Annotated in this window: 20 protein-coding genes; 11 read left to right on the top strand and 9 right to left on the bottom strand. The window is 48.1% G+C overall.

Annotated elements, in window-relative coordinates:
• Nucleotides 1-569: transposase (locus FD01_RS15500; RefSeq protein WP_162257379.1), on the bottom strand; the 569-nt coding region annotated here is incomplete at its 3' end.
• 288 nt (nucleotides 570-857) lie between these two features.
• Between FD01_RS15500 and FD01_RS15495 the strand changes: the two genes are divergently transcribed.
• The 3 genes from FD01_RS15495 to FD01_RS15485 all read left to right on the top strand — a co-directional run bounded on the left by FD01_RS15495 (nucleotide 858) and on the right by FD01_RS15485 (nucleotide 3293).
• Nucleotides 858-1049 (top strand): hypothetical protein, encoded by a 192-nt coding sequence (locus tag FD01_RS15495; protein WP_056965264.1) that lies wholly within the window; start codon nucleotides 858-860, stop codon nucleotides 1047-1049.
• A 71-nt stretch (nucleotides 1050-1120) separates the two neighbouring features.
• A complete protein-coding gene (locus FD01_RS15490) occupies nucleotides 1121-1759 on the top strand; it encodes a histidine phosphatase family protein (protein WP_054717252.1) in 639 nt (212 codons plus the stop codon).
• A 136-nt stretch (nucleotides 1760-1895) separates the two neighbouring features.
• A complete protein-coding gene (locus FD01_RS15485) occupies nucleotides 1896-3293 on the top strand; it encodes an MFS transporter (protein WP_056965266.1) in 1398 nt (465 codons plus the stop codon).
• Between the two features lie 57 nt (nucleotides 3294-3350).
• On the opposite strand, the gene FD01_RS15480 is transcribed toward FD01_RS15485, so the two are convergent.
• Nucleotides 3351-3548: a hypothetical protein gene (locus FD01_RS15480; protein WP_054717254.1), complete on the bottom strand. Its 198-nt coding sequence runs from the start codon at nucleotides 3546-3548 to the stop codon at nucleotides 3351-3353.
• A gap of 105 nt (nucleotides 3549-3653) precedes the next feature.
• On the opposite strand from FD01_RS15480, the gene FD01_RS15475 reads away from it, so the two are divergent.
• The gene (locus FD01_RS15475; protein ID WP_056965262.1) at nucleotides 3654-5138 is read left to right on the top strand and encodes a UDP-N-acetylmuramoyl-L-alanyl-D-glutamate--2,6-diaminopimelate ligase; all 1485 of its coding nucleotides are present in this window, start codon (nucleotides 3654-3656) and stop codon (nucleotides 5136-5138) included.
• A gap of 42 nt (nucleotides 5139-5180) precedes the next feature.
• On the opposite strand, the gene FD01_RS15470 is transcribed toward FD01_RS15475, so the two are convergent.
• Nucleotides 5181-5642: a GNAT family N-acetyltransferase gene (locus FD01_RS15470; RefSeq protein ID WP_056965260.1), complete on the bottom strand. Its 462-nt coding sequence runs from the start codon at nucleotides 5640-5642 to the stop codon at nucleotides 5181-5183.
• Between the two features lie 140 nt (nucleotides 5643-5782).
• On the opposite strand from FD01_RS15470, the gene FD01_RS15465 reads away from it, so the two are divergent.
• From FD01_RS15465 to FD01_RS15455, 3 genes are all read left to right on the top strand, one after another.
• Complete coding sequence (locus FD01_RS15465; RefSeq protein ID WP_056965258.1) at nucleotides 5783-6154, top strand: PTS sugar transporter subunit IIA; 372 nt, start codon at nucleotides 5783-5785, stop codon at nucleotides 6152-6154.
• A 125-nt stretch (nucleotides 6155-6279) separates the two neighbouring features.
• Nucleotides 6280-7215 carry a LacI family DNA-binding transcriptional regulator gene (locus FD01_RS15460; RefSeq protein ID WP_056965256.1) on the top strand — a complete coding sequence of 312 codons (936 nt, stop codon included), beginning with the start codon at nucleotides 6280-6282 and terminating at the stop codon, nucleotides 7213-7215.
• A gap of 47 nt (nucleotides 7216-7262) precedes the next feature.
• The gene (locus tag FD01_RS15455; RefSeq protein WP_054717262.1) at nucleotides 7263-8084 is read left to right on the top strand and encodes a DUF368 domain-containing protein; all 822 of its coding nucleotides are present in this window, start codon (nucleotides 7263-7265) and stop codon (nucleotides 8082-8084) included.
• Here the strand turns inward: FD01_RS15455 and FD01_RS15450 are convergent.
• The 3 genes from FD01_RS15450 to FD01_RS15440 form a co-directional block, all read right to left on the bottom strand.
• Entirely contained in the window at nucleotides 8062-9159 is a 1098-nt protein-coding gene (locus FD01_RS15450) for an aminotransferase class V-fold PLP-dependent enzyme (protein WP_056965255.1), read from the bottom strand. The two genes, FD01_RS15455 and FD01_RS15450, sit on opposite strands and share 23 nt — an antisense overlap.
• Nucleotides 9156-9782, bottom strand: coding sequence for an HAD family hydrolase (locus FD01_RS15445; RefSeq protein ID WP_056965253.1), 627 nt, complete (start codon nucleotides 9780-9782; stop codon nucleotides 9156-9158). The genes FD01_RS15450 and FD01_RS15445 overlap by 4 nt, the downstream gene beginning before the upstream one ends.
• A 263-nt stretch (nucleotides 9783-10045) precedes the next feature.
• Entirely contained in the window at nucleotides 10046-11416 is a 1371-nt protein-coding gene (locus tag FD01_RS15440; protein WP_056965251.1) for an NAD-dependent succinate-semialdehyde dehydrogenase, read from the bottom strand.
• 168 nt (nucleotides 11417-11584) lie between these two features.
• Between FD01_RS15440 and FD01_RS15435 the strand changes: the two genes are divergently transcribed.
• Entirely contained in the window at nucleotides 11585-12355 is a 771-nt protein-coding gene (locus FD01_RS15435) for an alpha/beta hydrolase (RefSeq protein ID WP_056965249.1), read from the top strand.
• A gap of 43 nt (nucleotides 12356-12398) precedes the next feature.
• Here the strand turns inward: FD01_RS15435 and FD01_RS15430 are convergent, their stop codons facing one another.
• Both FD01_RS15430 and FD01_RS15425 read right to left on the bottom strand, forming a co-directional pair.
• A complete protein-coding gene (locus FD01_RS15430; protein WP_082611975.1) occupies nucleotides 12399-14246 on the bottom strand; it encodes a GGDEF and EAL domain-containing protein in 1848 nt (615 codons plus the stop codon).
• 247 nt (nucleotides 14247-14493) lie between these two features.
• Complete coding sequence (locus FD01_RS15425; RefSeq protein ID WP_056965245.1) at nucleotides 14494-15642, bottom strand: cobalamin-independent methionine synthase II family protein; 1149 nt, start codon at nucleotides 15640-15642, stop codon at nucleotides 14494-14496.
• A gap of 117 nt (nucleotides 15643-15759) precedes the next feature.
• Here FD01_RS15425 and FD01_RS15420 point away from each other — a divergent pair, with 117 nt between their 5' ends.
• The 3 genes from FD01_RS15420 to FD01_RS15415 all read left to right on the top strand — a co-directional run bounded on the left by FD01_RS15420 (nucleotide 15760) and on the right by FD01_RS15415 (nucleotide 17572).
• On the top strand, nucleotides 15760-16683 hold the full coding sequence (locus FD01_RS15420) for a LysR family transcriptional regulator (protein ID WP_054717286.1): 924 nt from the start codon (nucleotides 15760-15762) through the stop codon (nucleotides 16681-16683).
• A 124-nt stretch (nucleotides 16684-16807) separates the two neighbouring features.
• Nucleotides 16808-17059: a hypothetical protein gene (locus tag FD01_RS16245; RefSeq protein WP_054717289.1), complete on the top strand. Its 252-nt coding sequence runs from the start codon at nucleotides 16808-16810 to the stop codon at nucleotides 17057-17059.
• Between the two features lie 228 nt (nucleotides 17060-17287).
• Entirely contained in the window at nucleotides 17288-17572 is a 285-nt protein-coding gene (locus FD01_RS15415) for a hypothetical protein (RefSeq protein WP_054717290.1), read from the top strand.
• A 41-nt stretch (nucleotides 17573-17613) separates the two neighbouring features.
• On the opposite strand, the gene FD01_RS15410 is transcribed toward FD01_RS15415, so the two are convergent.
• Nucleotides 17614-18558 (bottom strand): ABC transporter substrate-binding protein/permease (locus FD01_RS15410; protein ID WP_156647340.1); only part of this gene is annotated, 945 nt, incomplete at its 5' end.

Genomic DNA, 18558 nt, shown 5'->3' with positions numbered 1-18558 from the left:
TTTGGAACATTCAGTTGATGCGCCATGTCAATGGCCATGTCTTCAAGATTCTGGCGAGCTTGATTGAGCAGCGAAGTGTCTTGAGGATAACGGATCTTTACCGGGATTGCTGTGGCATCCGTGATCATCACGTCAACTTTGAATGGCACCACCTCTTCAATCTTGGCGCGAAGCCAATCATTGATGATGTTTCTGACCAGTTCAGAGATGTCCGCAATCCGCTTGCGGAAGGTACACAGGCTTGTATACGCGAAGGGTTTCTCCGCTCGATATTCTGAAAGTCCAATGAAATACTGATACGCCGGCGTGTCTCGAATGGCGTCAACGACACCGCGATCGGTTAGTTTCATTCGATTCTGAATCAGTCCAGCACCATAAAGCATCCGAAATGGCTTGGCCGCGCGCCCAGTACTTTTTTTGGAAAACTCCAATTGGTATGCCTCATCCAGTTCTTTCCACGGAAAAATATCGGCCAAGCGCACCCACTCGTTATCTGGACTGAGCGGTGTGCTCAGGCCGCAACCAAAGGATTCAAAAGAGAGTTGGTGGGGACTTTGACGATAAACCATGGATAAAACCTCCAAGTCAATTTCGTAAATGCATGGGAAATGCCAAAAATCTGGGAATTCGTATGCATATATTATAAGGCAGTAACGTCTTCAAGTCACCGATATAAAGAACTATGCGTTTTTGAACAGCCACTAAGTACTCAATCATTTTTACACCCGTAAGTATAACCGAACGAGGGATAGTGTCAACCTTTTGCAGAAAATGAGTGAAAACTCATTGCGATAATTCGGCAACTTGAATATTTAAATGTAAGCGCGTACAATAGAAGGCGTAAAGAGGTGAGCGTGATGTTCAAACTGTTTGGCATTTTGCTCTTAGGGTTTGCGGTTTGGCAACTGCGCGCCGTGTATCTGGGTTTGCGCAGTCCTAAACCCAACGCAGAGGCAATGACGGTTCCGCGTGAATGCATTGGGTATGCATTGTTTATGGCAGCGGTGTTGGTGTTGATGGGGAATTTAATTTTATTTGGGATCTTTTAATCGATGCCGTCTGGGTAACCAGGCGGTTTTTCTATGGTAAAATGATTGCTGTTCTTAAATAGGAGGCAATCATGACAGAATTGTATTTGATCCGCCACGGGCAAACCGTGTATAACGTCCAGCAACGGATCCAAGGCATGGCAGATTCTGAATTAACGCAAACTGGGATCGCTGATGCCAAAGCACTCGGCCGCGGCTTACAAAAAGCTGGCGTCGTGTTTGATCACGCGTTTGCCAGTGATTTGGTTCGCGCCAAAGATACGGCAGAAATTGCCTTGAATGCCGCTGATCAATACTTACCGGTACAACTCGATCAAGGATTGCGCGAAGAAGACTATGCCCATTTTGAAGGGCAACCCCAAAGTACGCGACACGAGGCGCTAAAAGCGATTTTACCTGAGGGTCAACTGGAACAGTTAGTCGCAGTGGCCAATGGTGTGCATCAACTCGACGCCGACGCTGAAGATGCGCAAACTGTTCAAGACCGTTTTGATAGGGCAATTCGACGAATTACAGCAGGTGATGATCAAAAGGTCATGGCGGTGGCACATGGCACAGTAATTTTATTGTGGCTTGAAAAAATCGGCTACCCATTAAAGGGGCAAACCACCATGCATAATGCCTCAGTGACGCAGATCCATTGCGAAAACGGGCAGTTTAACGTGGTCGATTTTGATTCACTGGAATATGTTGAGGCAGGACGCTTGTGAGGTTACAGGCGTTTTTTTTATGCCGCGCACAAGAAATTTCAAAGTTTTGGAGGTGTTTTGAAGTAATAATTTATTGTAAGCTAGTTGTGTTAAGAAAGGTGGGTCACGTTTGAACACGTCTAAAAAATTGATCGTGATGGCAGCAGTGTTGATCGCGACTTTCATGACGTCAGTGGAAGTAACCATTGTCACCACTGCGATCCCTACGATCATCGCGAACTTACACGGGTTGGCTTGGCAAAGTTGGATCATGGCGGCGTATTTATTGACCACTGCGATCACGACCCCAATTTATGGCAAACTAGCGGATACCTATGGCCGCAAACGCTTGTTTCAATGGGGTGTGGCAGTGTTTACTGGCGGATCGTTACTTTCAGGGTTATCGCCAAGTATCGGCTGGCTGATTGTCGCTCGCGGTATTCAAGGCATCGGCGCAGGCGCGGTGATGCCACTGACGTTTACCTTGATCGCAGATTTCTTTCCTTATGAAAAACGCGCCCAAGCCATGGCGTTAAATAATAGCGCTTGGGGCTTGTCCGCGTTGTTGGGCCCTTTATTAGGGGGATTTTTAGTCGATCATTTATCCTGGCATTGGGTATTTTTCGTCAATGTACCATTAGGGGTGATCGTATTTGGGCTCACCGCATTCGGGTATCATGAATCAACCACAATGGCGACAAAACAGCCTTTGGATCGTCAAGGCATCGCATGGTTGACCATCAGTTTGGTCAGTTTGTTACTGGCAGCCCAATCATTGAGTCGTAGCCCCGGGTTTGCTTTTGGCTTGGTGATCATTTGCGGCATCGCGTTGTGGCGTTTGGTGAAAGTCGAACAACAAGCCACTTCAGCGCTGATTTCACCCGTATTGTTTCGATCCAAAACATTCGTGGTGCAAATCGTGACCGCGTGTTTGTTGTCTGGCGTACTGATCGGCTATCAAGTGTATTTTCCAATTTGGTTGCAAGGCTTGGATCACGTCAATGCCACCGCGGCAGGATTTAGTGTGTCGTTTAGTTCGATCATGTGGTTAGTGGCAGGTTTTTTAGTCAGCTGGACGTTAAAACATCTGGTCCCGCGGCGTTTGACCATGGCCGTGGTGGTGATCCAAGCGATTTCTTATGGGGGCTTAGTCTTGCTCGGGGCGCATTTTCCCGTTTGGGGATTTTATGTAGTGGCGGCGATCAATGGGTTTGGGATGGGATTGGTGATCAGCCAAAATACGATTTTGGCCCAGCACTTAGCCCCAAAACAGCTTGTCGGCACAGCCACTGCGATGCTGACATTGGGACGTTCCCTGGGTCAAACCGTGATGACAGCGATTTATGGTGGGGTGCTGAATGTCGTGTTGCAATTACGTCGCGGTTCGGTGCCGATGCGCGAGTTAGATGCCGTGGTCGCAGGGGGAGCAGGGAGTTTACAAGCTGCCGGCGTTTTACTGAGTGCGTTGCAAGCGGTGTTTGTGTTGGTCGTGATGTTGTTGGCCATCGTTTGGGTCGTCAATGCTTGCGATCCTAATCGTGAGGTCATTGCATAAGCATTTAACTGAAAATTAAAAAAGACACCGCAATGGGTGTTTTTTTATTGGGTCAGATTAACGAAGTAGTTCGCGTTTGATCGCGGTAAATTGTGCTGGGGTGATGTGGCCTAATGCCAATTCTTGCCGGTACCATGCGATTTGTGCACGGGTGGATGCCACCGGGACCCGGGCAGTTTGGCAGGTGGTGACAGTGCGCATTGCCATAAGGATCAAGGCCACACTTAAAATCAATAATACGGAAATCATCAACATATGAAACCGCCTCCTTATGGGTTTAGTATAACACACCTTCAGGCTTTTAAGGCAACTTTATGGTTACGCCGCAATACTAAAACCACACCAGGAAGGATGTTGATTATGCAAATCGCTGAATGTGTACCGTTATTAAATCTTGACCATCAAACCCAACATAACTTGGCAAAAGATCACCGCAAACTCGCCAACTTAACGCCAGACACGCGGCAAGTGACCACAGATAGTTGTTTTGTCGCCATCCACGGGGAACATTTTGATGGGCATCAACATGTCCAAGCGGCCATCAATGCTGGTGCAATCATGGTAGTCGTTGAACACCCAGTGTCTGCGAGTGGGGCGTTGATCGTCCAAGTGCCAGACACATATAAGGCATTGGCGCAGTTATCCGTGGCATTTTTCGGGGATCCAAGTGCCTCGCTGAAAGTCTTCGGCGTCACTGGCACCAATGGCAAAACCACCGTTACGCATTTAATCGCGAAAATTTTAACTGTGGCGCAAATCGATTGCGGCTTGATCGGCACCTTATATGCCAAAGGTGGCAAAACCCAACATGTAGCGTGCAATACGACCCCAGATCCGTTTACCAACCAACAATACTTAAATGAAATGGTTCATGCTGGCAAAAAAGCTTGCGCCATGGAAGTGTCTTCGATCGGCTTAGATCAAGGACGCGTGCGTGGCATCGATTTTGATACCGCGGTATTTACAAACTTAACCGAAGATCATTTGGATTATCACAAAACCTTTGAAGCTTATTTTGAGGCCAAAGCGTTACTATTTGAACAGTTAGGCAACAGCTATCATCATGGCCGTAAGAATAAAACCGCAGTGATCAATATCGATGATCCTTACGGTCAGCGTATAGTGGCGCGGACCGCAGCCAATGTGTTGACATACGGCACCAAAGGGCGCGGCATGTTGCAAGCGCGCAATATTCGCGTGACCAGTCGCGGCACGAGTTTTCAATTGCGCATTGCAGGGCACAGTTATCCAGTGCACTTGCAATTAATGGGGAATTTCAATGTGTACAACGCGCTGGCGGCTTTTGGCGCCACTTATGTTCACGGGATCGCGCCGGAAGTGATCATCGGCGCATTGGAGTCAGTCACCGGCGTGCGGGGGCGGTTTGAAGTGATTCCAGCCACGGTGATCGTGGATTATGCGCATACCCCTGATGGCTTAGCGAATGTGTTAAGTACGATCAAAAAGTTTGCCAAACGCCGGATCTTTTGTGTCGTGGGTTGCGGTGGGGATCGTGATGTTGCCAAACGCCCGCAAATGGCGACCATTGCCTTGCAGTCTTCCACTGATCCGATTTTTACCGCGGATAATCCCAGATCAGAAGACCCTGAAGCCATCATTGATCAAATGGTCCAAGGCCTCGATCCTGCCACTTATACCCGTTTATCTGATCGGCAACAAGCCATCAGTTATGCGTTGAGTTTGGCGGGGGCTGGGGATGTGGTACTGATTGCTGGCAAAGGGCATGAAACCTATCAAATTATTGGCTCAACCAAACATCATTTTGACGATGCTGAAGTGGTGCGCAACTATTTTGCGGCCAGCACCGTGCAAAAACAAGCTTAAAAAGCAAACACCCCAGATGGCGACGTTGTCTGGGGTGTTGGTTTATTCAAGGGGTTTGGACATATTGATGTCAGTGGTGATGAACCCCATTTTAGTGTAAACATGCTGAGCGCGCAGATTGCCGCCAAAGACGTGTAAATCGATGGCCGCGATTTGCCGGCGTCTGGCTTCAGCTTCTAACACTTGCAAGGTTTGTTGTCCGAAGCCTTGGTTTTGTTGGTCAGCTTGGATATTGATATCGTAAATAAAGAAATGATTCGTGGCTTTGTCAACATGGACCCACAAAGAGCCGATACCAACACCGTCATGGGTGATGGTCCACAGAAACTCCCCAGGTGTGTGCAGTCCTTGAGGTAACAATTCTTGATAAGAAGCCCGAGATTTTTCCAGTGCTTCTTCAGGTGTCCAAGTTAACGCGTCGATTTTATCTTGAGCAAAATCTTTGATCGCTTTGGTGCGCCAAGTTCCAAAAGCGGCGATCGACATCGGTTCTAAGGTGATCATCTGCAACACTCCCTCATGGTTATGGGTTCAGTTTACCTGTTTTTCAATTTTTTTGCGAATCAGGGTTGACCTGTAACGCGTTTCTCAAATTATGCTTTAACTGTTGAAAGGCAAGCGCTTCATTGAAGGAGGAAAAGCTTATGTTCGCATTATTAAAAAAACAAGTTCTGGTCAATGTTGAGTTGAAAGACCCGTCTGAATTAACCGCGATCGCTAAAGTGGCCAGCTTTGCTGGGGAAAAGTTAGATTTGGCCAGCCAAACCTTGCGCTCAGGATTCTTGGCTAGTGAAGCCAGTGGTGCGAGGATTGTTTCAGGCCATATCGCCTTAACGCATGCGTCAAGTCCAGACGTGAAAAAAGTTGAAGTGGTCATTGTCAACTTTGATGCCGCCATTGCCTGGGGTGAAAATGCTCAAGTCGATACTGTCGTCGGGGTGATCGTGCCGGAATCAGCGGATACGGATGCTGCGATGCAAGCAGTTCTTGGAAAGCTGGAAAGCTGGAAAGCCTAAGTGCAGACTTTACGCAGCCGATCACTGCTGGGGCATTGGAAAAACTTCGCCGGCAACTGTAAAATATAATAGTAGTAAAATTAAACAGCGACGTTTTGTGGCTGTTTTTTTGTGGAGGCAGGGGTATGGCAAATATTCATGATATTGCAAGGTTAAGTGGGTTTTCAGTGGCCACGGTGTCGCGGGTGATCAATGATCGCCCATACGTGTCACCAGAAGCCAAAGCCGCGGTCATGAAAGTGGTGCGGCAATTAGATTATGTGCCGAATGCAATGGCCCGGGATTTATCAGCGGGACACACGATGACCATCGGGGTGGTGACGCCGATGCGCGATCACCCATATTTTACGAGCTTGACTAACAGTATCACGCGAGCGGCTTTTGCCAGAGGGTACCGGGTGATGTTGTTGCCTTCCCAATATGATCAGGCGATTGAAGCCGACTACTTGGAACAGTTGCGCATGAAAGCTTATGATGCGTTGATTTTCACGTCGCATGCTTTGCCCTTAACCGATATTCTTCCATATGCCAAAACGGGACAAGTGGTGGTTTGCCATGATCCAGGTCACGTGGCCGTCAATGCGGCGTTTACTGACCGCGGGGAAACTTATGTGGAAGGTTGTCAGTGGCTCAAAGCGCATCATGCTAAAAAAATTGGCATGTTCTTGCCGCGAACCGCTAAACTTTCTGCCACTAGCCAGGCGATGCTTGGGGCTTTCCAGCAAGTATTCGGAGAAGCGTTGCCAGAAGCCTTGCAAGTGCTTGATGTGATGAATAATGAAGATGGCTATCAAGCCGCGCAACAGTTGGCCAAGCAACACGTGGATGGCATTTTTACCAATGGGGATGATATTGCTGCCGGCGCCGTGCAGTATTATCGCGAACAACACTTGGCGCTACCGTTAATGGTCGGCCAAGAAAATCAATTGTCCAGTCAACTGTTGAATATGCCCACCATCGATCATCATTTTCGCGTGGTGGGGGAATTGGCTTTGCGTTTAGCCGTGGGGGAACTGTCCGGCCAACACCAAGTGGCGTCGACGTTCATCTCCCGGGCTTAAACATGATATACTAAAAAGAAAACCTAAGATCAGGAGAAACAACCACTATGCAAGCATGGTTATTCCGCTTCCTCAAAGGCATTTTCATCGGGTCAGGCTTTATTTTGCCTGGCGTTTCAGGAGGCGCATTAGCCGCGGTATTCGGATTATACACGCGGATGATCGCCTTTTTAGCACATCCTTTTAAAAATCTTAAACAAGATGTGTTATTTTTCCTGCCCGTCGGTTTTGGCGCAATGGCTGGCGTGTTTGGTTTGTCATTTGTCGTCGCTTTTGTGCTTGGCGCTTATGAAACGCCGATTTTATGGTTGTTTGTCGGCTGTATCGTCGGGACGGCCAAACCGCTTTGGCAACAAGCGGGACTGTCTGGGCGTATGAAAAAACATATTTGGGTCATGGGTGTGGTCGCGTTGATCGCGTTATTTCTATTGAAGCAAGGCGCGCAGCATTTTTCTGGCAGCGTGCCGCAAAACTTTGGCACCTGGATGATCGCTGGGGCCTTGATCGCGCTGGGTATTTTGGTGCCGGGGTTGAGCCCGTCGAACTTTTTAGTGTATTTAGGCTTGTATGAACCGATGGCAGTCGGTATTCGCGAAGTTGATTTTGGCGTGATGGTGCCAGTGGCATTAGGCGGTTTGCTTTGTTTGGCTAGCTTGGCGAAATTGATCAATTGGGCTTTTTCAAAATGGTATGCAATGTTGTTTCATATGATTTTAGGCGTGGTGATCGCTAGTACCATCATGATCGCACCGCTAACGGCAACGTATTCGCTGAGTGTGATCATTTGGTCGCTGGCTGGGTTAGCGTTTGGCATTTGGTTAGGCGCTTGGATGAGCAACTTAGAGGCTAAGCACGTGCCGGCTGGGTGATCTGCTTGACCGCCGTTAAAAACGCGTCGAGCTCACTTTCATCCACTAAACCCCAAGTGGCCACGCGAAAACTGGGCCGATTTGCAATTCCTGAAGCAATTTCGAAACCTCGCTTGTGCAAAGCCTCTGCGAATGCTTGATCATTAAAACTTTGTTTGGGGTATGCAAAAGCGGTCATCAAAGGGGATTGCACCATTGGCGAACAAATTGGTGAAAAGCCGAATGCGGCCATGCCTAAGGCCAAATGCTGTTGAAGTTGACGCAAATGCTGGTAACGTTTGGCAACGCCGCCAGTTGCGAGTAACGTTGAAACCGCGCGATCCGCTGCGATCACACTTTGTACTGGCGCACCTGGGCGCCAAGCCCCATCAAAAAGCGTCATCATGGCGAGTTGTTCATATAAATCAAGGGCAAGGCTTCGCGCATAGCCTTGGGTGGTGGCAATTTTGCGCCGGTTGGCGAGCACTGCGCCAAAACCCGGCACGCTATGTAAGGCGTGATGAAACACCGTGATCAAATAATCAATGCCTAAAGCCTCACAATTGATCGGGATCCCGCCAAAAGTGGCCCGGGCATCAACAATGGTGGTCACGCCAGCACGATGTAATTGCCCGATCAATGGCGTCAACGGATTTAACACGCCTGCCGTCGGGTCTTGATGACACATGATGAAGTGGGAGATGGCAGGGTGTTGATGCCACTGTTTGATGATTGCTGCTTGATCCAACACTTGGTTTTGCGGCGTGACGACAACCACATGCGGGATATTTAAGTATTCTAGTTGCGCCACGATTTGAGTGCCTGCCATACCATTGACCGCCACAAGCACACAGGCGTCGTGATTGGGGATGACGGTTTGCAAAGTGGCTTCTAAAATCGTCGCGTCATCACCTGGGAGTAACACACAGGCAAAATCGTGAGGATCAACACTGGCGATTTTGAGCAAAGCTTGGCATAAGTGGCGCGTCAGTGCGCGAAAATCTGAACTTTGTGGCGCTAGATCTATTTGCATCGCCATTTTGACCCCGGCTTGAGTACTGGCGATGTCTGGGGTCATCAATACCACATCATTCATGCGCGGACCTCCAATTGTTTGAGTTGTCTGATCAATAAAAATAAGGCTTGGGCATTCATCAAGGGATTTTCGACTTCAAGTTGAATCAAGCGTCGGCGAGCAAGTTGTGCCAGGCGCTTTTTTTGACCAGCTGGGAGGTTCGTCCAAGCAGGTTGTGACAAACCGATCATCCGACTGCCTTCGATGATGCCAACGGTATTGAGCTGGCAGTGTTTGGCCGCAATCAGCCAGTCACCTTGATCAAAGACGCCGAGGACATGAGCCTGATTGTGAATGGCTAATTGTGACACGGCTTGATGAATGGCATGGATCGGGGAGGTGTCGACAAGGTTGATTTGCGGCTTCAAGTTGAACTCATGTAGCGCTTGGACCAAATCGGCTAACACCGGTGCTGATTCCAGCGTCAAGGTCCCATAAGGAATCTGATTGCATTGCAAGAAGTTGAGCAACAACAACACCCCAGGCTTCAACGTGCTGATGGTGCCTGCGTGTTTGGGCCAATGTGCGGCGAGACGAGCAGGGCTGGTCGCCTCGCCGCCAGCGGCTTGATACCACGCCTCGCGACCGCGACCGCCGTAATCGCTTAAGGTGCCGCTCCAATTAAACAAGACTGCTTCGATCATGATGCGCCTCTTTTGTTAAGATGCGACAAGCATAGTCGGCGAACGTAAAAAAAATCCCTACTGAAGGTATCGATTCAGTAGGGATTTCGAAAATTAGTGTAAACATTATTTGTCAAAATAAAACGAGATCGATGATTGATCGACCTCGCCGCATGAGATGACGAATTCACAGTGTGGCTGATGAATACCACAGGATAAGCTTACCATGAATAGATAGTGATACCCGCCATTTTCAGAAAACTTTTCACAATGTAATGAAAAATCTAGGCTTTTGTTGCGAGCACCATATGATTGTTCACGAAGGCATTGAGCCCAAGCTTATACAACTCACGCCCATAACCGGAATGCTTGACCCCGCCAAATGGCAGTTCTGGGGCGGTGATCCAAGCGCGATTGATGGTGGTCATGCCAGCTTCGATTTGTTCAGCGACGGCTTTGGCATGTTCAGGATCGCTTGAAAATACGGCAGAACCTAAGCCAAAGCTGGAATCATTGGCCAAGGCGATGGCTTCTTCATCATTGGCGACGCGATAAACCGCAGCCACAGGGCCAAACATTTCTTGATCAAAGGCAGGGTTGTTTTTGTCGATATCGGTTAAAATCGTGGCTGGCACAAATTGACCGGGCAAATCAACTGGCGTATCGCCGATGATGCGCTTGGCCCCAGCTTTGATGGCCGCATCGATTTGTGCGACTAACTTGGTTTTGGCACTGGCTGAAGATAATGGGGCCAAAGTCGTTTCTGGAGCCATTGGATCGCCCGGGCGCATTTTGGCAAATTCAGCTTTCAAGTAGGCGACAAATTCATCGTAGTGCTTTGCCGTGACAATAAAGCGTTTGGAAGCCGAGCAAACTTGCCCAGCGTTGAACAGCCGCGCTTGCGGGGCGATCGCTTTAACTTGGTCCATATCCGCATCATCCAAGACCAAAAAGGCATCATTGCCGCCGAGTTCCATGGTGGATTGTTTCAACGCAGCACCAGCTTCTTGTGCCACCGCTGCGCCGCCACGTTCAGATCCAGTCAAAGCGACTCCGGCCACGCGCGGATCCGCAATGGCTTGGCCGACTTGTTGATAATTGATGTACAAATTCGTCAACGCGCCTTGAGGGGCACCAGCTTTGAGGACTAAATCGGCGAAAGCTTGCGCACAAGCTGGGGTGCTTGAAGCATGTTTTAAAATCATCGGGTTGCCGACGATGTAATTTGGGGCAAAGACCCGCATGATTTGATAGTAAGGGAAGTTCCAAGGTTCAACCATGACCAAGACACCCATAGCTTGCTTCACATAATAAGCATCGCCTAATTCAGTGGGCAGTGGGGTGGGTTTCAAAAATTCTGCGCCGTGTTGGGCATAATATTCGGCAATATCTGCGCACAAGTCGACTTCGGCTTCTGCTTCTGGTAATAACTTACCCATTTCTTTGGTAATAGTGGTGGCCAGTTCACGCTTTTGTTCACGCATCAAAGTTGCCAGTTGGTGCAAGACAGGTTGCCGACTGGCAGGCGTTTCATTTCGCCAAGTGTGGTAAAGAGCATCACCAGTTGCTAACGCGGATTCAAGTTCAGCATCGGTGGCGTTAGGATAAGTGTGTAATACTTCGTTGGTATAAGGGTTGATCGTTTGATAAGCCATATTGGTGGTCCTCCTTGTTGTTTACGATTACAAAACCATTATAGCGCACAAACTGACAGAATAAACGGACAAATCACTTAAAATGTCGCAAATTGCCTGATTTGGACTTCTGATTTACATTTGTGTTGACCGAGCGTACATTAAAGAAAACGGTATCTGGAGGCACGTATGCAAATTTTGAATCTGTCCTTGCAACCTAAAAATGCACCAGCGACAACGTTGACGGCTTATTTGCCGGATCTGGTTGAGCCCAAACCGCGACAGGCCATCGTGATTTGTCCAGGCGGTGGGTATGCATTTGTTTCCCCGCGCGAAGGTGAACCGATTGCCTTGACGTTTGCTGCGCAAGGTATGGCTACGTTTGTTTTAGATTATGCGATCGCCCCAGTGCACTATCCGATCGCTTTGCGTCAGCTGGCTGAAGCCATGAAGATGGTGCGATCGCATGCAGACGAGTGGCAATTGACACAGATTTTTGTCTGTGGCTTTTCAGCAGGCGGTCACTTGGCGGCATCACTTGGCACGCAATATGATCAACCAGTGCTGGCAGATTATGATTCCGCAATTATTCGGCCGGATGGCATGCTGTTGGCCTATCCAGTGATCACTGGGGGCAAATTTGCCCATCGCGATTCGTTTACCAATTTGTTGGGATCTGGGGATGCCGAAGACCAAAGCCTTGAAAATCAAGTGACTGCGCAAACTCCACCGACCTTTATTTGGACCACCGCCGATGATCAAACGGTGCCGGCGATGAATAGCTTGTTGTTTGTGGAAGCTTTGCAACAAGCTGGTGTGGAAGTTGAATTTCATTTATTCCCGCATGGTCGCCACGGAATGAGTTTAGGCACGGATTGGGTCAATGAAGACCAAGGGGTGCCGCATGCCACCAGCTGGCCACAGCTGTTTTTGGATTGGGTGAAAGTCACCTTTAACTAAAAAAATAGCCTCACTCATCAACTTGATGAGTGAGGCTATTTTTTTAGACTAAGGCTGGGATCAAACTTTCTGGTTTATCAAAGAAGTATCCTTGGACAAATTGAATGCCTAGTTTTTTAGCGAGGTCTAAGTCCGCTTGGGTTTCGACGCCTTCTAAGATGAATGAAAGGTGATTGGCTTGCGCCACTTGCCGCCAAAAGGCGATGCGTTCGTGCATTTGATCGGCATCATTGGTGCGGCGCAAATTTTGCATGGCAAACTTCACGCCATCAAAATAAGGGAGCTCATTTTGGACTAGCTCAAAGGAATTGTCGGAGCCGACATCATCGATCAAGATCTTCATGCCAGCGGAGCGATAAATCGCACTGATATGGCGGGTGATTGCGGCGTTGGCAACTTCGGTGACTTCAACAGTGAGATTGGTGGGGCCGTCAGGGCTTTCTGCCAAAGCGGTTAACACCCGGGCGACTTCCACATCGCGAAATTGAGCCGCGGTTAGGTTAATATTGTAATTATGTAAAGGATCAGCGGCGATCACTTGACGCAATAGCCGCGGAATTTCGGCGACTGGGATCTCAAAATCACTCGGCAAAACCCAGCGTTTTAACTCTGCGTCATAATGGCGCAAGAGTAATTCGTGGTAATACCGAGGTTGACCATCCAAGCTTAAATCATATACGCCTTGGGCAAAATAGCGATATTGGGAATAGTCTTCAACGGCAGGGGCGGTGTCAGTAAGCACGGTGTGTTCGACTGTAATTAAATCACGGCCATTGCGCTTGCTGGTATAAACGGCGTCATCGGCGCGTTTGTACAATTCATCGATGTTTTGATCGTCATCATGACGCTCAGTGATGCCAATTGAAACCGTCCCATTCATGCTTCGGCCGTCATAAGCGTATTCGCTATCTTTGACGGCTTGGCGGATGTGATTGGCAATTTTAACCACAGCTTGTGGATGCACGCCTGGAAAGACAATATTAAGTTCTTCACCACCAGTTTGATAAATGCGGTAAGCGAGGTCATATTGTTGTAAAGTTTGATTGATCGTATCAGAAACGCCGATCAAAGCAGCATTGGCGGCTAAGTGGCCGTAGCGATCATTGATCTGCTTGAAATGATCACAATCGATACTCAACAACGTCAACGGTTCATGCTGAGCTTGAGCCCGGTTAAACATGGTGGTCAAGGCCTTTTGATATTGCGCATAGGCTTGCGCACTGGCGCCTGCATCGTATTCCACTAACCGCTTAAGCGAGGCTTTGTTTAAATCGTCAGCATAAGCACGCAACCAATATCCGAAAACGACAAATGCCATGATGGCATACATGCCGATGGCCCATTGGCGCTGGTCAGCAGTTAAGGTGATCAACATGGACCGCGCTGGGGCACTGCCCCAAAACAAGGCTGCCAACACGCCGGAGCCGACCACACCAAGCAACCAGTGGTTCACCAACTTCATGCGGTAATGCGCCATGAGGCCTAAAACCCCGGCAAATAATAACATTGCCAAAATGGTGGTCGGCTGCCATAAATTGCTTTGATGATGCGCTTCCCAAAGCATGGCGATCACTGCAGCTTGCATGGTGATTTCAAGTTTGCTAAAGCCGGCATAAACGATCGGCGTCATCGCCAAAAATAAAGCCCAGTTGTGAAAAAATAGGGCGGTATCCCCAGTCAAAGCGTACATGGCCCCGAAGTGTAGGATCAACGCTAAGCCACTGGACAGCAGCCATAATTCCGCACGCCGCAGGATTCGCTTTTCTCGGCGTTGGCTTTGATCGAAAGCGGCCATATAGACCCGTTGAAAACACGCAATAAACCCAATGCTAAAAAATCCGACCAAGGCCATGCGCATCAATAGATTCATCCAAGAAACTGTTGTTGTCATGATCGATTTTCCCTCCCAAGAGGGTTCCAATCGGTTGTTTAGAAAGCCTGTATGCAATCGACTTGAAACCAACTAATTTTAATATACGTTAATCGCTTGCATTCGTAAACAATAATCGATAAATTAATTTTAATTATTTCTTGTTATGTTACAAATATGCAAGTTTTTGCGTGTGCGGGTGCTCAAAGCACTAAAAAACTGCCAGTGACTATATTTTCCAGTCACTGACAGTTTAGTTAAAACGGATTTAGTTCCAGAACTTTTCGGCCAAAGCCCGACCTTGATCGATTTTGGCCCATTGTTGCGCGGCAGACAATTCGTTGCCACCGTCGCATGAAGCAAAGCCACATTGATGAGATAAGTATAAGTGATCTTTTGGCAAGATCTCAGCGGCTTGATTTAACAAGCGCAAAGCCCGATCTTCGTCATCTAACTCAGCCGTTTTGGAACTCAACAAGCCTAAAACCACTTCGACTTCTGGACGAGCTTTCAAGGCGCTCAATGCCGCCAAATCGCCAGCGCGTTCATCATCCCATTCCAAGAAGAAGCGATCATAATGCTGATCTCCTAGGAACTTCGTGGCAATCGCAGCATAGGAGCCGCCAGCCGCATGGCGAGAAGCATAGTTACCGCGGCAGTTATGTGTCCAAACCTTCAAGCCCAGTTCGTGACCATAATCGCAAACCGCATTATTGATAGCGACGAATTCATCAGCCAAGGCTTCGATCCCGTCATTGCCATTGGCGAAGAAACTTGAATCGTTATCGTCAGCGAACAGCTCCCACAGGCAATCGTCAAATTGCACGATTTCACCGCCAGCCGCTTTGTAATCATCCAAGAATTCCTTGTAAGCTTGGATCAAGCCTGCTTTTAACGCTTCAGCGGTGGGATAAACTTGGCCATCCCCATATAAATGATCGAAAAAGGAGAGTTCGGTATAGGCGTGAGCGGCGCCCCAAACCGTGGTTTTAACTTTAGTGTCACCTGCTTGGACTTTGAGTTGTTTGAAAATATCGATGAAGTGATGGTTTTTGCCAGATAAATGGGCAGTGATTTCAATGCCGATATCTTTGCGCGTTTCAAAATCGCCACCGTCATGATCTTCAAAGCGATAACCATGGTCGGCGATGGTGCGTTTGATCCCGCCAAAACCCCATAAGAAATCCAGGTGCCACATGGACTTAGAATATTCGCCGTCAGTGATCACATCCAAGCCGTGCGCTTTTTCTTCGGCGACGACTTGTTGGATCGCGCGAGTTTCTTCGGCTTGGTAGCCGTCAAAGTCGGCATAGAACGGATATTGAATGTCGTCGCGGTGTTCGATTTGGTCTTTGTAAGTGAGCAATGAGGCTGGGCGTAATAAGGAGCCGACAATTTGAAAACGAGATTGGGTCATGGATGAGTCCTCCGCATGAATTAATTGATGAATTCATCATAACCGGTTCATTGAAAAATAGATAATACTTGATTCTTTAATGATATAATAGGTATTAACTATAACGGAGGTCATCCTATGCGCATTCAACAACTCCAATATTTAGAAGCCATAGCCGAAACCGGCTCGATCAACGAAGCCGCCAAACGCTTATTTATTTCGCAACCGTCGCTGTCTCAAGCGATGAAGGAATTGGAAAAAGAATATCACCTGCAATTATTCTATCGCTCCAAAGCAGGCATCACGCTGACTGACGGTGGGCGTGAATTTCTCAACTATGGGCGCGGGGTGTTAGACCAAGTTAACTTATTAGATGAGCATTTTCGCCAAGATACGGTACGGAAACAACAGTTCTCGGTGTCCGCGCAACATTATGCCTTTGTGGTGAATGCATTTGTCGCGTTGGTCAAAGAAATCGGCGGCTCAGAATACAATTTCACCTTGCGCGAAACCCAAACGCAAGGGGTATTGGATGATATTCAAACCAACAAAAGCGAGCTTGGTGTGACTTACCTAAACGGCTTCAACCAAACGGTAATGAAGCGATTGATCGCGGAAAAAGATCTCACGTTTACGCCGTTATTCGTGGCGCAACCACATGTCTTTGTCGGGCGAGATAATCCGCTGACGGCCAAGTCACATTTGTCGCTGGCAGATCTTGAAGATTTCCCTTATTTATCCTATGAACAAGGGGATACCAACTCGTTTTACTTTGCCGAAGAGATCCAAAGTACCTTGCCACATCTCAAACATATTCAAGTGTCTGATCGGGCGACCATTTTCAACTTAATGGTGGGCTTAGATGGATACACGATTTCGAGTGGGATCATTTCCAGCGACTTGAATGACGAGAAAATCGTGGCGATTCCTTTGGATGTGGATGATCCGATCACCTTGGGGTATTTGCGCCATAAGAAAATTGAGTTAAGCGCCACCGCCAACCGTTACTTAGAATTGTTGAAAGAGCACATTCGCCATTATGGGTTTGAAGTGGCGGATTAATTGTAAAGCGTGTAAATCTTGGCTGATTTCCCGGCCGATTTGACGTGATGTCAGCCTGATCCTTGTATGCTAAAAAGCGTTAAAGGAGGGATGATATGACGTTACATAATTTGCGCGTGCAGTTATGCCGCGTGCAATACGGCAAACATGTGCGGCAGCAGATTTTGACGCGATTGCGCAACTGCTCAAGACGTTGGCGGATTATGAGCAGCGCGGCATTTTAAACGAGTTGTTGGTCAGCTTGCAATGTGGTCACTCGCTGCAAGAGCGTTTACTGATCATGCGGCAGTGGGCCAGGGTACATTCTCGCAATCGTCTGTTAGGGGATTGTGATGCCGTGTTAAATGTATTAGAAGCTTATCAGCTGGGACGATAGAGATGTCAGGTGACTCGGGTAAATTTTCGAGTCACCTTTTTGAGTGTGACAAGCTCCTTGCCAAAGGGCGTGGCTTAGGCCATCAGGTCAGTTTGAGTTCGGGCGGTTGCGTCAGGATCAGACCAAAGATAAAGGCGTGCACCTAATCGTGGTGACTCACAATTCAATAAATTATATTCTCAAATATCAGCTATTACGCTGAATCAAATTTTTTATTCAGGGGATTATTTGTCGACGAAATCCAAAGCCTATATCAAAAATTTAATGGCCAATGTTGAATCTGATCAACAATGGGGAATTTCCGCAGGCGCGAAGGCTTTCCAACTGAAAAACGGTTGGCGATTGAACAGTGATAACACTTGGATCGTTAACTCGATCGGGCATTTAGGCACTGGGGATAAAAGTTGTACGATCGCAGTGTTGACCGACGATAATACGAGTCTTAAAAGTGGCGAGCAATTGGTTGAAAAACTAGCCAAAGCCAGTGGCACCGTGCTTGATTTGGCCCAATAAAAAATCACCGTTGACGCGATCATCAGCGGTGATTTTTTTATTTAGGCATGCAGGCGTTTTTGCAGCCATTTGCTCAACCAAGTCAAAGCGGTGATGATGATCAAATAAATCAAAGCGACCATCGTCCAGATCTTAAAGCCTTCCATGTTGCGGGCGATAATGATTTTCCCGGTTTGGGTCAATTCCAATAAGCCGATCACACTTAAAATCGAGGTATCTTTTAGCGTGATGATGAATTGGTTGATGAAACTTGGCACCATGATCCGGATGCCTTGCGGTAAGATCACGCGGCGCATGGCTTTGGACCAAGGTAACCCTAAACTGCGGGCGGCTTCCATTTGACCTGGGGCGACAGCTTTGATGCCCCCTTGGACAAACGCTGCGGTATAGGCGCCTTCATTCAGCGTTAAGGTGATGATCCCGGCAACAAAGGCCGGGATCTTCGTGCCGGTCAAACTCGGGACGCCAGTGTAAACAAACAACGCTAAAACTAATAATGGCAAGCCGCGGAAGATATAAATGAACGTGGTGGCGACCCCTTGGGCAAAGCGGTTTGGCATCACCCCAAGGAGTCCGATCAACACCCCTAACACGGTGGCGCAAATGATCCCCACTAACGTTAAGATCAGCGTTTCGCCTAAGCCACCCATTAAGGTTGACCAGTTTTCTTTCAACAAGCCGATGAAGCTCCGATCTGTTTCTTGGGTTTTGGCATTTTTCTTCTTCTGTGAAGCAACGGTACCATTGCCTAAGTATTTGGCGACGATTTTGTCGTATTCACCAGATTTTTTGACTTTGGTGATGCCGGCATTGAGCTTATCGATCAAATGATCTGAGCGGCCTTTGTTGACCGCGATGCCGTAATACTTGACGGTTGCCGGCTTGGCGACAATGTGCAACTTGATCCCTGTGGCAATGGCGTATTGTAAGGGAAATTTGTCAACTGGTGTTGAAGGATAGTTTTTATCCCTTGAAGGCCTTCCCGA

This window comes from Lacticaseibacillus manihotivorans DSM 13343 = JCM 12514 (assembly GCF_001435035.1).
GTDB lineage: Bacteria > Bacillota > Bacilli > Lactobacillales > Lactobacillaceae > Lacticaseibacillus > Lacticaseibacillus manihotivorans.
Note: the sequence above shows the minus strand (reverse complement) of the source record. Positions and strands in the feature narration are given on the sequence as shown.